Source organism: Paenibacillus arenilitoris, from assembly GCF_014705655.1.
In the GTDB taxonomy this organism is placed as follows: domain Bacteria; phylum Bacillota; class Bacilli; order Paenibacillales; family Paenibacillaceae; genus Pristimantibacillus; species Pristimantibacillus arenilitoris.
Genome location: NZ_JACXIY010000001.1, coordinates 229396 through 242390 on the forward strand (window position 1 = coordinate 229396; position 12995 = coordinate 242390).

9 protein-coding genes and 1 pseudogene are annotated in these 12995 nt (G+C 51.5%); all 10 read left to right on the forward strand.

Annotated elements, in window-relative coordinates; genetic code table 11:
• Positions 1-45 precede the first annotated feature (45 nt).
• The 10 genes and pseudogenes from IDH41_RS00790 (at position 46) to IDH41_RS00835 (ending at position 12983) form a co-directional block, all read left to right on the forward strand.
• On the forward strand, positions 46-741 hold the full coding sequence (locus IDH41_RS00790; protein ID WP_190857368.1) for a response regulator transcription factor: 696 nt from the start codon (positions 46-48) through the stop codon (positions 739-741).
• Positions 731-2182: a sensor histidine kinase gene (locus IDH41_RS31880; protein WP_190857370.1), complete on the forward strand. Its 1452-nt coding sequence runs from the start codon at positions 731-733 to the stop codon at positions 2180-2182. The genes IDH41_RS00790 and IDH41_RS31880 overlap by 11 nt, the downstream gene beginning before the upstream one ends.
• Before the next feature lie 91 nt (positions 2183-2273).
• Positions 2274-3365 carry a TolB-like translocation protein gene (locus IDH41_RS00800; RefSeq protein ID WP_190857372.1) on the forward strand — a complete coding sequence of 364 codons (1092 nt, stop codon included), beginning with the start codon at positions 2274-2276 and terminating at the stop codon, positions 3363-3365.
• Between the two features lie 451 nt (positions 3366-3816).
• Complete coding sequence (locus tag IDH41_RS00805) at positions 3817-4875, forward strand: Gfo/Idh/MocA family protein (RefSeq protein WP_190857374.1); 1059 nt, start codon at positions 3817-3819, stop codon at positions 4873-4875.
• A 28-nt stretch (positions 4876-4903) separates the two neighbouring features.
• Complete coding sequence (locus tag IDH41_RS00810; RefSeq protein WP_190857375.1) at positions 4904-5773, forward strand: sugar phosphate isomerase/epimerase family protein; 870 nt, start codon at positions 4904-4906, stop codon at positions 5771-5773.
• Positions 5774-5956: 183 nt separating this feature from the next.
• A complete protein-coding gene (locus IDH41_RS00815) occupies positions 5957-6868 on the forward strand; it encodes an ABC transporter permease (RefSeq protein ID WP_317890663.1) in 912 nt (303 codons plus the stop codon).
• 18 nt (positions 6869-6886) lie between these two features.
• Positions 6887-7783, forward strand: a complete 897-nt coding sequence (locus IDH41_RS00820; RefSeq protein WP_190857377.1) for a carbohydrate ABC transporter permease — start codon at positions 6887-6889, stop codon at positions 7781-7783.
• Between the two features lie 227 nt (positions 7784-8010).
• On the forward strand, positions 8011-9498 hold the full coding sequence (locus IDH41_RS00825; RefSeq protein WP_223829357.1) for an ABC transporter substrate-binding protein: 1488 nt from the start codon (positions 8011-8013) through the stop codon (positions 9496-9498).
• A 19-nt stretch (positions 9499-9517) separates the two neighbouring features.
• A pseudogene (locus tag IDH41_RS00830) lies at positions 9518-10612 on the forward strand (Gfo/Idh/MocA family protein); the annotation flags it as partial.
• 76 nt (positions 10613-10688) lie between these two features.
• Entirely contained in the window at positions 10689-12983 is a 2295-nt protein-coding gene (locus tag IDH41_RS00835; RefSeq protein ID WP_190857380.1) for a helix-turn-helix domain-containing protein, read from the forward strand.
• Positions 12984-12995 lie beyond the last annotated feature (12 nt).

The following is a 12995-nucleotide window of genomic DNA, read 5'->3' on the forward strand; positions in this document are numbered from 1 at the left end:
GTACCTTTTCTTCGTTAGTTTATTTCGATTGGATTGGTGATAGCTATGAGCGACAGGATTATGGTCGTTGAGGACGAACGAACGATCGCCGATGCGATCGCTTATGCTTTGCGCAGGGAAGGCTATAACGTCGAAGTATTTGAGCGCGGCGAGGCGGCCGTCGGAAGATTGGACGATTTTCGTCCCAACGCTATTATTTTGGATGTCATGCTCCCCGGGATGGACGGCTACGACATTCTGAAGAGCATCCGGGACAAGGGGCGCATCGGCGTCATTATGGTTACGGCGAAAGAAGATATCGCCAACAAAATACTCGGGCTTGAGCTCGGGGCGGACGATTACATCACGAAGCCGTTCGATATGCGGGAGCTGCTGGCGCGTTTGAAATCGTTGCTGAGAAGATTGCAGGGCGCGGACGGCAAGCCGGAGCTTCCCGAAATCCGGTTGGGCCAAGTTGCGCTGTATGTGAACAAACGGACGGCTTACGCCGGCGGCGGCAAGCTGGACTTGACGCCGAAGGAATACGACCTGCTTGCGCAGCTGCTGTCGAACCCCGACAGGGTGTACACCCGGGAGCAGCTTCTGGACCTGGTATGGGGCATCGAATATATCGGCGGCACGCGCACCGTCGACATTCATATCCAGCGGCTAAGGAAGAAGCTTGGCGCCGAGTACGGCGATATCATTCAAACCGTTCACGGCATCGGTTATAAAGCTTTGGGAGGTTACGGTGACCATTAGCATCAAACTGAAGTTCAGTATTTTTCTGGCCGTCCTTCTGTTGCTTACGGTATTCCTCTTAAGCCTGCTCGTGCTCGCGGGCATTAAACAAAACCAACAAGCGCAGGCCGAGCAATATCTCGCCCAGCAAGCCGCAACGGCTAACACCTACTTCATACAGACGTTGATGGCGGAGGCGAGCAAAGTCCCGCAAACGTTCCTTGCTTCGAAGGGCGAAGCCTTCGCCGAGCAGCTGGCGCTTATGACCGGGCATACCGTCGTGCTGTACGATGGGAATGGGCGGTTGCTCAATCGGCAATCGGGCAGTCCGCTGCCCGACAATTTGGCGAAGACGTTAGCTTTCGCCCTCGATCGCAAAGCGGCCTACCTGACCGAAGGCGATTCGTTATATTACCTGTCGCCCTTATGGACGGGCGGCGAGCAAGTAGGCGTCGTGCAGTTCAATTACTCGCTGGCGGCGAATCAGACGTTCTACGACGAGATCCGCCGGCTGTTTGCGCTAATGGGAGCAGGCGTGTTCGTCCTTAGCTTCCTTCTCGCTTATGTTTATTTCAATTCGTTCGCCGCCTCGATCATCCGGCTGAACCTTGCGATCGACGGCATTCGGGACGGCCGGTTCGACGCCGAGACGCTCCCGCGAAGGGATGAAATCGGCGAGCTTAGCGAGGGAATCCGGGCGATGAGCTCGCAGATTAAGAAGACGCTGCGGGATAACGAGGCGGAACGGGAGAAGCTGTCTCTGGCGGTCCATAAGCTGTCGCTGCTCGATCGGCAGCAGAAGCAGTTCATCGGCAGCGTCACCCACGAATTCAAAACGCCGCTCACCTCGATCAAAGCTTACATGGATTTGCTCGACATGTATCCCGATGACGAGCAGCTGCTCGTCAACGCCAAGGCAGCCGTGCAGAGCGAAACGCAGAGGCTGTACGAAATGGTGGAGAAGGTGCTGCAGCTGTCCGCCCTGGACAAATACGAATTCGAATTCAGCAAGGAAAAAATCGACGTCCGTGAGGCGATTCACGCGGTGCTGCACAGCCTGAAGGGCAAGATGGAGAAGTTCGGCATCCGGCTGGATACGGATTTGACGGAAGCTTACGTGGAAGCCGACAAAGACAGCATGACCATTCTGCTCGTCAATCTGCTTGACAACGCCATTAAGTACAATAAAGCAAACGGCCGCATCCATGTACGAAACGAGCTGCGCGACGGGAAGGTCATTATTGAAATCGCCGATACCGGCATCGGCATCCCGGATGAGGTGAAGGACAAGATTTTCGAACCGTTCTATACGGTGGACAAAAACCGTTCGCGGGAAAACGGCGGCGCCGGCCTGGGGCTGTCGCTGGCCAAGCAGTATGCCGATTCGCAGGGCGGCACGCTCACGCTTGACCGCACCGGTTCGGAAGGCACCTCGTTCATCCTGACGTTTCCGGCTTATTAACGTTCCCGCCGCATTTGTTTACATCCTTGAAACATTCGGTTGTTTTTTCGGAACATCTTTTTGTTACAGTGGGTTCAAGGAGGCGAAAGCTATGAAAAATGCCAAAAAAACCATCGCGATGCTCATCGCATCGTTTTCCGTCCTGACGGCGTGTCAGTCGGGCGGACAAGAGGGGAAGATCACGGTCGTCGACGACCCGCGCTCGCAGGGCGGGGAACCCGCCATAACGGTAGAGACCGTCGATCCGTACGAGAACATGGAAATCCATGACTGGCTGGATGAAGAGACCGTGCTGGTGTCCAAAGAAAACGAGTCGCTAAACAAGCTGAGTCTGGCGGAGCTGTCGGATTCCTATCCCAGAAGCCTGTATTGGTATCATCTCGATACCAAACAATACGAGTTGTTAGTGGAGAGGGAGAAGGCGAATGTCGGCGGCGCGAGCCTGTCGCCCGACAAGAAGCATCTGATTTACCAGGAGTATACGCTCGGCGACCCGTCCTTCCATGTGATGAACCTGGATACGAAGGCGACGTTCGACCTCTCCGGAGAGCCGATCGCCGGAGCGGTCAGCGCCAAATGGGCGGACGACGAGACGATCATCGGAGCGGCCTACAGCGGGACCGCCTATACGGCAAAGGTTACGGGTGAAATAACGGCTCTGGATCGCATAAGCGAGGAAGGCTTGTTTATTGTCTCGCAGATGAACGGCATCCTCTACTATAACACCAACGCCGATCCGTCCTTGCGATCGCTCGACCTGGCCAAGACGGAGTCGGACGATTTGGGCCTCGACAATGTTTCGGGCGTGTTCCCTTCGCCCGACGGGAAGCAAATGCTGGTGATGCAGCATAACGGGTCCCGGATCGGCTTGAAACTTTGCGACACAGCGGGGAAGGTGACGGCCGCGATCGCGGAAGGGACGGAGCTTGGCGGCGTGTCCTGGTCTCCGGATCAGCGGCTCATCGCTTACACGCTCAAGGATGATTCGAGCAGCGGCGCCGTCAATGCCCTGTATGTGTACGATCTGTTAGCCGGCGAATCTACCCGGATCGCCGTGAACATCGCCCATGCCGCAACCGCCTGGAGTCCATCCGCAGATGCGCTTGCGTATACGGAATGGAACGGGGAGGAATCGACCGCGAGCATCGTTCACCTGAATTATTCGCTGCAGAAGGAAGAATAGCAATCGCAATTCCCATTTATTCTTTACGATCTTTGCATGATGAATGTCGACGGAGCGCATACGTCTATCGATGTGCTCCTGAAGATATGCATCACTTGCCCATACGATCATTTCCCCATAGCGCTGGATGCTCGTAGCCCCCCCCTTTTTTACTCATTCATCGGGCTAATGAGACTTGTAGCGCTTTTTTATGTTCCAAGGGGCGAATACCGTCCCAATAAGTTTTTCAAGCAGCACTTCCGCGATTCATTTTCTTCTCCGGCTTCAAGACTAACCTCCAAAAGTAGAATCTGCTTCAGCGTTCTCAGAACTTTTGCATATGCGAGAATAAATCGGATCCCGATTTCTGAATAATTGCAAACGGGTAAAATCATGCGAATTTACATACATCGCGAAGGAGTATACAGTCGAGATACCCGGGTAATTATTGACGACTAGGAGAGTGGGACGAATGAATCCGACCAGGATTGCCGTGATCGGTACGGGCGGTATTTCGCAGATGCATTTGCAATCTTACGAGAACAATCCCGATACGAAGATCTATGCGATTTGCGATGTGAACAAGGATCGGGCAACTCAAGCGGCAGAGAAATTCAATGCAGGTAAAATTTATACGAGCTACAGGGATGTTCTGGCAGACGATGAAGTCGATGCTGTCAGCATCTGTACGTGGAACAATACCCATGCCGAGATCAGCGTTGCCGCTGTAGCAGCGGGCAAGCACGTTCTAGTCGAGAAACCGCTGTGCAGAACGGTAAGCGAGGCGCTGCAAGTGCAGGAAGCGGTTCGAAAGTCGGGAAAGATGCTGCAGGTCGGTTACGTGAGGCGTTTCGACCCAAATGTACAGATGCTTCGTACATTTGCGGATAACGGAGAATTCGGTGAACTCTATTATGCGAAGGCTTCCAGCATCAGGCGACTCGGAAATCCCGGCGGGTGGTTCTCCGACATTGAACGTTCCGGCGGAGGTCCGTTGATCGACCTAGGCGTTCATGTCATTGATCTATGCTGGTATATGATGGGCAAACCAAAGGTGCGGTCGGTAAGCGGCAATGCGTACCGCAAGCTGGGAAATCGCGCGAATGTAACAAATCTGTCGTCTTATAAATCGGCTGACTATGACGCATCGAAGAATACCGTAGAAGATATGGCTAACGCGTTAATCCGGTTCGAGAACGGCGCATCTCTTCAAGTGGATGTCAGCTTCACGCTCCATGCCAAAAAAGATGAAGGAATCATCAAATTGTATGGCGAAAAAGGCGGTTTCGAAATCGACCCCGAGATCGTTATCGTTACCGAAATGCACGATACGATTCTGAACGCGCATCCGCAAATCGATAGTGCCGGCATCGATATTCACGCCGCCTTCCAGCACGAAATCAATCATTTCATCGATTGCATAAGGATGGACAAGCAACCGATCAGCCCGGTCGAGGACGGCGTGGAAATGATGAAGATATTATGCGGTATTTATGAATCGGCTGCAAAGGGCGAAGAAATCCGTTTTTAAACCATTGTGGAAAGGAATGGGCAATAGGATGAAAATGACGAACAAAATCGGCGTCATCGTAGACAGTTTCCGAGTCGGCGTCAGGCAGGGACTCTTGAAGGCGAAAGAGGTTGGCGCGGAAGGCGTACAGCTGTATGCCGTTCACGGTGAGTTGGATCCGGCCGTTCTGTCGGCAGCTCAGCGTAAAGAATGGAAATCTTACATCGATTCGCTCGGTTTGGAAATTTCCGCGATTGTAGGCGATTTGGGCGGACACGGGTTTCAAGACAAGCTTGCCAATCCGCAAAAAATCGAAAAATCGAAAAGGATTCTTGATCTGGCGTTGGAACTCGGAACGAATGTCGTCACCACGCATATCGGCGTCGTTCCAACTGATCCGAATGGCGAACTGTACGAGACCTTGCAGCTTGCCTGCGAAGAACTCGCTGATTACGCTCATCGCATGAACGCCTTTTTCGCTATTGAGACGGGGCCTGAAACGTGCGCCCACTTGAAACGATTCCTCGATGGACTCGGTTCTAAGGGCGTGTCAGTCAACTTCGATCCGGCCAATCTGGTGATGGTTACCGGCGACGATCCGGTACAAGGCGTCTACACGCTGCGTGATTATATCGTTCACACGCACGTGAAGGACGGTATCCAGATCCGCAAGATCGATCCGCGGCTGCTCTACAAATCGTTGGAATGCGAGCAGCTGGATGGCGACGCCTATAACGAGCTTTGGAGCGCGATTAAGGAAGTTCCCCTCGGAGAAGGCAGCGTGAATTGGGAGCGATATTTGGAGGCGCTTGCAGATGTCGGCTATTCCGGCTACCTCACGATCGAGAGGGAAGTCGGAGATCGCCCCGAAACGGACATTTCCAGGGCAGTACAGTTTCTGAATCGATTTAGATGGTAGAAAAAATTGCAAAAACCCGAATAGTTGCAAACTTACTAGCCCCGAAATGGCTATAATCCGTCTTATAAAGTAATGCATATCGCTAAATTCATGCCAATTTACATTGGAGACGGCCAGGTGATATAGTCAATTTGCCCGGGCAAGGCAACTTAAACGTTACGCATTACCGAAGGTGGGGTGCATGTGGAAGTAGCATTTAAAAGGATTCGTCGCAACTGGCAGTTGTATTTACTGTTTCTGCCCCCGCTCGCATATGTACTCGTTTTTAACTACTATCCGATGTACGGGGCGCAAATCGCCTTTAAGGATTTCAATGCGGTACAAGGGATATGGGGCAGCGATTGGGTCGGGTTGAAGCATTTCGAACAATTCGTCCAATCGTACGAGTTCTGGCGCGTCATGCGAAATACGCTGCTGCTCAGTCTGTATTCATTGCTTGTCGGGTTTCCGTTTCCTATCATACTGGCTCTCGGTCTTAACTACGCCTCCAATCGGTTCTTCAAACGGACGGTTCAGATGGTGACGTACGCTCCGCACTTCATATCGGTTGTCGTGATCGTCGGCTTAATGTCGCAATTGCTTAATCCGCGGCTTGGCGTCGTTAATCGGATATTGGAAGTGCTCGGGTACGAAGCGATCAATTTCATGGGGAAGCCGGAGCTGTTCAAAACGTTGTACGTGTTATCGGACGTCTGGCAAAATGTCGGATTCGCCTGCATCATTTATTTGGCCGCCCTGTCCGGAATCGATCCGGCACAGCATGAAGCGGCGATCATGGATGGAGGCTCTATTCCGAGAAGAATGTGGCATATCGACTTACCGGGCATTATGCCGGTAGCGGTAATCATCTTCATACTCGGGATGGGAGGCATACTCAGCACGGGATTCGAGAAGGTGCTGCTAATGCAGAATCCGCTTAACTATCAGACGTCGGAGGTCATCGATACTTATGTGTACAAGGTAGGTCTCGTATCGGTCATGCCTAACTACTCCTATTCGACGGCGATCGGTTTGTTCAAATCCCTGATCGGTCTTGTACTGCTGATCGGAGTAAACAGGTTTGCCAAGAAAATCAACCAGGAAAGTCTTTGGTGACGAAATGGAGGAGGGGTCATGCTAGGGAATAACATCCCGCAATCGTTAAGCGATAAAACGTTCCTGACAGTCAACTACGCTATACTGACCCTGTTCGCTTTATCGGTTCTGTATCCGCTAATTTACGTCATCAGTGCGTCCTTTAGTTCTACCGAAGCGATTATGCAAGGAAGAGTGTGGCTGCTTCCGGTTAATCCGACTTTAGATGGTTACAAAGCCGTTTTCGAATACCGCTACATTTGGATCGGTTTCAGCAACTCGCTGTTCTATGCTGTCCTTGGTACGGCTTTGAACGTGGTGATGACCATTTTGGCAGCGTATCCGCTGTCCAGACCTAATTTGGACGGCAAACGATTTTTTATGCTGCTTCTCGTATTCGCTACGATGTTCAGCGGCGGCCTCATTCCCAGCTATATGTTGGTGAAGGACTTGTCCATGCTCGGTACGAGATGGGCGCTTATCATTCCTGCGGCGCTGTCGATCTGGAACGCGATTATGATGCGGACGTACTTCAAGACGAGCATTCCCGGCGAACTGCTCGAGGCGGCTCAAATCGATGGCTGCAGTGATTCCAAATATTTAACCCGCATCGTGATACCGCTTTCAGGTCCAATCATTGCAGTAGTCGCACTGTTCTGCGCGGTCGGCTTCTGGAATCAGTATTTTGCGGCCGTCATTTATTTGAACGACAAAGATATGTTTCCGCTGCAGCTTATTTTGCGCGATATTCTGATTCAGAACGAAGTCGATCTATCCATGTTGTCCAATGTCGGGGAAGTCGACAAGAGAAACGGTTTGCGGGAACTGCTCAAATATTCGCTGATCGTCGTAGCTTCCGCACCGGTACTGATCGTTTATCCGTTCGTGCAGAAGCACTTTGTGAAAGGAATCATGATCGGTTCGCTCAAAGGATAACTACATTATGGCAACCATCATTGGGGGGAATGGCAATGAGAAAAATGATGACAGGATTGATTGCGATCCTATTGCTGATTACCGTAATATTAACGGGTTGTACAAGCAAGAACAATGAGTCGAATACAGAGGCTTCGGAACCGGCTTCTACTTCGGGGGAAAATGCTGATTCGGTCACTCCCGCTGGCCAGTTTCCGATTGTGAAGGATAAAATTACGTTGAAAGTCATGGCGGCCGAACAAATGGGAGTCGAAGATTACGCCACGAATGAATTCACGAAAGAATTGGAAGAGAAGACGAACATCCATTTGGAGTGGACGATTGTACCGCAAAAAAACCTGTCTGAGAAACTGAATCTTACGCTGGCCAGCGGCGATTATCCGGACATTCTGCTTGGTATGGGCGTCAATAAAACACAGGAAGTCGCTTACGGTGCTCAAGGCGCATTCCTTCCGTTAAACGACTTGATCGAGAAATACGGCGTGGAGACGAAAAAGCTGATCGAGACGATGCCGTTGTTCAAAGAATCGATTTCATCGCTGGACGGCAACATTTACTCGCTTCCGAAGGTCAACCAGTGCTTCCACTGCACAATGTCGCAGAAGATGTGGATCTACGAGCCGTGGCTTGATAAGTTAGGTCTTCCGATGCCGACGACAACCGAAGAGTTTTATAACGTGCTCAAAGCGTTCCAGGAACAGGATCCGAACGGCAACAACAAGGCCGACGAAATCCCGCTGATGACCAAGGTCGGCGGCTGGAACGCGGATCTGGACGATTTCTTGATGAATTCATTCATTTACAACAGCAAAGACCCTGCCGCTCCCGGCTTATTCGTCAAGGATGGGGAAGTTACAGCCGCATACAATCAGCCGGAATGGAAAGAAGGGCTGAAATATTTGCATCGATTGTACAACGAAGGTCTGCTTGCGCCAGAGTCGTTCACGCAAGACGGCAATCAGATGAACGCAATCGGCAACAATCCGGACCATGTATTGCTCGGCGCTGCGCTTGGCGGCTGGCAGGGAGAATTCATAACGCTTGATGATACCAACGACAAGCGCTGGCTTGGATATAAAACGGTTTCCCCTCTGAAAGGGCCTGCAGGCATTCAGTACGCCGCATACAATCCGGTCGAGTATCTTACGGGACAATTCGTGATCACGAAAGCGAATAAATATCCGGAAGCCTCCTTCCGACTGGCCGATATGCTATACAATTGGGATGTGACGATGAGACTTGCGAGAGGAACGGAAGGGGAGTATTGGAAGAAAGCGGAGCCTGGCGATGTCGGAATCGACGGGAATCCGGCGAAATGGGTCGGGATTCCGCATAAAAATGAACCGACCCAAAATGATTACTGGCAGGAGCTCGGTCCGATCAACCTGTCCAACGAGCTCCGGCTTAGCCAGAAGAACAATGGTGCGGAGGATCTGGAAGTCATTCTTTACAACGAAACGAAAACGAAATACGAGCCATACAAGCCCGATGTCAGCATGATCGTTCCGCCGCTCATCTTCAACGAGGAACAATCGAGCGAGCTTGCCGGATTGCAGAAGACGATCGATGATTACAAGAAAGAAATGCTGGCTCGGTTCATTACCGGCGATGCGGATATCGACGAAGATTGGGACAGTTATTTGAAGACGCTGAGCGACATGAATCTGGATCGTTATCTTCAGATCTATCAGGAAGTCTACGTTAACCAAAAATAACTGTACGCCTGGCAAGAGGGACGAACTATTCGCAGGGCCTAAGCTTTCCGATGCGGTATTCATCTGTACGCAGGACAAAATGCACTATGAACCGACGATTAAGGCGCTGGCGGCGGGATATCACGTCATGCTGGAGAAACCGATGTCGCCCGACCCGCTCGAGTGCGTGTTAATGGGGCAAATGGCCGCCAACATGGATCGTGTGTTCACGATCTGCCACGTGCTTCGCTACACCCCGTTTTTTCAGACGCTGAAACGGCTGCTGGATGAAGGCAAGATCGGTAGGCTTATGTCGATTCAGCATAATGAGAACGTCGCCTACTGGCATCAAGCCCATAGCTTTGTCCGAGGCAATTGGCGGAATACTCAACAGTCAAGCCCTATGATTTTGGCCAAAGCGTGCCATGACCTCGACATTCTGCTCTGGTTAGCCGGAGGCGACTGCGTCAGTCTCGGTTCTTACGGAAGCTTGTCGCATTTCAAGGCGGACCAAGCCCCGGAAGGGGCACCGCTGCGCTGTCTGGACGGATGCCCCGTATCCGATACGTGCGTCTACTATGCGCCTAATTATTACCTGAAGGAGGATGCGGGCTGGATGGGAGCTGCGGCGAGTAACGACCCGAGTTATGAAGCGCGCTATCAGGCGCTGCTAACGGGACCCTACGGCCGCTGCGTATATCACTGCGATAACGACGTCGTAGACCATCAGGTAATCAGCATGGAATTCGAGAACGAAGTGACGGCAGTCTTTACGATGAGCGCATTCACCGAAGAATGCTCGCGCACGATAAAGCTGATGGGAACGCAGGGAGAAATTCGAGCCTCGTTGGAGAAGAACGAAATTGAAGTACTGGCATTCGGCACTGGCCGGCGCGAGGTCATCACGCTGCGCGATCTCGGAGGCTTGAACGGGCATGGCGGGGGAGACGGCCGTTTGATCAAGGCTTTCATCCAATCCGTACGCAATCATGGCCGGCACGTAAGCCCCACATCGGCCGTGACTTCGGTTCAGAGCCATCTGATGGCATTTGCCGCGGAGAAATCGAGATCCCGGAAAGTGGTAGTCGATTTGAGAGAATTCGAGAAGGAAGTCGCGAAGGCTGTCAAGAATTAGGCTTAATACAATGAAGGAAGGCCGCTTCGGTTTTTGTTCACCGGAGAGTTCGAATTAGAATACAGGGGGACGGGACATGACGGCGGATGTCAAAAAGCGTAAACGGAGGATTATCGCGGCTTTCTCCGCATCCTACATCGTCTTGCTTGTTATTCCGATCATCGTCAGTTTGATCGTATACAACCGGACGGTGGCGATTGTCAAGGACGAAGTGGTGCGAAGCAATATGCTGATGCTTGAACAAGCGAAGAGCATTCTGGATCGGCGGATGTCCGAAATAGATTCCATGGTACGGCAAATCGCGTCCGATCCGAACATCGCATCCTTCCAGTTCATGACCGATCCGTTCGAAGACGCCAATACGTTTAAAACGTGGTATACGGCGGAACACTTATACGATTACAGCACGTCCAACAATTTCATTCTCGAATATTTCGTACTCTATCAGAACAGCGGGGTTGTACTCGGCCATCAGAATGTGTACAAGACCGAACAATTTTTCAACCAAGTATTTCGTTACAAGGATATGGACCCCGCCGATATGGAGCTTCTTATTCTGGGCGCCAAACATAGCAATGAGGTGCTTCCGGCAATGGATTCGATATACCGTAACAGAACGGTCCCGGTCGTCAGCTACGTCCAATCGCTTGACAGCGCCAGCTCGCCAAGCGCATCGATTCTCGTACTGATCGACAGCCGGGAAATGGTGAAGCTGCTCGAGGGCTTCGACTTTACTTCCGGAGGAACCGCTTACATTATGGATGCCGAGGGACAAATGATTGCTTCCGTAGCGAACAGCGTCGATAGCAGTCGGATTCAGCATGCTTTTACCGGTATGCAAGGCGAGATCGAGCCATCGCGTGAAACAGGCGGTATGTTGACCACCTATACGAAACTGGAATCGAAGGACTGGTATTTTGCCGTAGCTCAATCTCCCGATATCGTATATCAGAAAGTTAACAAAATCCGTTCGATTCTCGTCGGATTATCCGTCTTGCTGCTGTCCGTACTGGTACTCTATTGCTTCTTCGCTTATCGTCAAAGCAAACCGATTCGCAAGCTGCTGCTGCGGATCATGGAACGCTCCGAATCTGAAGCTTACGGAGCATTAAAGCCTTATGCATTGATCGAGAGGAACTATTCGCGCCTCGAGGACGACCGACAGCGGCTTCAGCAATCGATTCAAGAACAGCTGCCGCTCATTCGCAACTCGTTTCTCCAGCGTTTGTTGAAAGGCGACTATTCTACGGAATCCGAGCTTCTTGCCTTGAGGCGTCACTCGGGTGCCGAACTGAGCGGAGCGAATTATGCCGTCGTCGTCATCCGGCTGCAGAGTTATGACGGGGAACTTACGCCCGATATTCTCCAAGAGCTCGAAATTCGCAAAGTAATGGTGAAAGACGTCCTTGACCTGCCTGCATACGCCGACTGCGTCTGGCATGATGCAGAGCAGGACACGATAAATATCATCGTTCCGCTGCATGATCGCGACGCCGGGGAGAGCAGGAAGCAATTGGAGTCGCTGCTCGTCATTCTGCAAGAGCATCTGCATTTTAAACATGGCATTTCTCCCGTCTTTGCGATTGGAGGCATATACCCTGCGCTGTCCGAAGTGTCCCGTTCCTATGTGGAAGCGCGAAGAGCGCTTGCATGGGGGCAAAGGGAAATTGGAACGAAGATGGTGTGGTTTGATCGGTTGCCGCAGGAAAAGTCGTTTTATTATTATCCCCCTGATTCGGAGCTGCGATTGATTCATTTAACGAAATTGGGAGCAATGGATGAAGCGGACGCCTTGCTTGAACACATTTATCGAATCAATCAAGAGATGAATCTCTCTTCGGACATGATCAAATTTCTTCATTACGAGATGTGGGGCACCTTGGTCAAGATCACCCAGGATGCCGATCTCGAGGTCACAGACGGGATGTTCGCACTTCGGTTCAGTCGCCATAAAGCTGGGGACATGGAGCTGGACAGCCTGCTGAAGGAATTGAGAGAAGCGTATGCTTTAATCGGTAAAGCGATACACATGCGCAAAGACAATCAAAGATCCGGACTTATCGAACAAATTGTAGCGTACATCGATTCAAACTTCAGGCGTCAAGACTTTTCGCTTACAGAGCTGGCCGATCGATTTAATATGTCCGATTCCTATTTGTCCCAGTTCTTCAAAGATCAGATCGGAATCAATTATTTCGAATATGTCGAGAGCGCTCGGATGAAGTGCGCCAAGGATCTGCTCATGCGCACCGACATGCCGATCAATGAGATCGCTGCCCAGATCGGATACAGCTTATCCAGCACATTCTGCAGAGCTTTTAAACGGATTAACGGCGTTAGCGCATCCAACTTTCGACGTCTTAATACTTGAGTGCCGAGCCGA

Bases quoted from the DNA above. Each gene is read 5' to 3' on its own strand.
- IDH41_RS00790 (WP_190857368.1), top strand. From the start codon at position 46: ATGAGCGACAGGATTATGGTCGTTGAGGACGAACGAACGATCGCCGAT.
- IDH41_RS00805 (WP_190857374.1), top strand. From the start codon at position 3,817: ATGAATCCGACCAGGATTGCCGTGATCGGTACGGGCGGTATTTCGCAG.
- IDH41_RS00820 (WP_190857377.1), top strand. From the start codon at position 6,887: ATGCTAGGGAATAACATCCCGCAATCGTTAAGCGATAAAACGTTCCTG.
- IDH41_RS00825 (WP_223829357.1), top strand. From the start codon at position 8,011: ATGGCGGCCGAACAAATGGGAGTCGAAGATTACGCCACGAATGAATTC.
- IDH41_RS00835 (WP_190857380.1), top strand. From the start codon at position 10,689: ATGACGGCGGATGTCAAAAAGCGTAAACGGAGGATTATCGCGGCTTTC.
- IDH41_RS00800 (WP_190857372.1), top strand. From the start codon at position 2,274: ATGAAAAATGCCAAAAAAACCATCGCGATGCTCATCGCATCGTTTTCC.
- IDH41_RS00810 (WP_190857375.1), top strand. From the start codon at position 4,904: ATGAAAATGACGAACAAAATCGGCGTCATCGTAGACAGTTTCCGAGTC.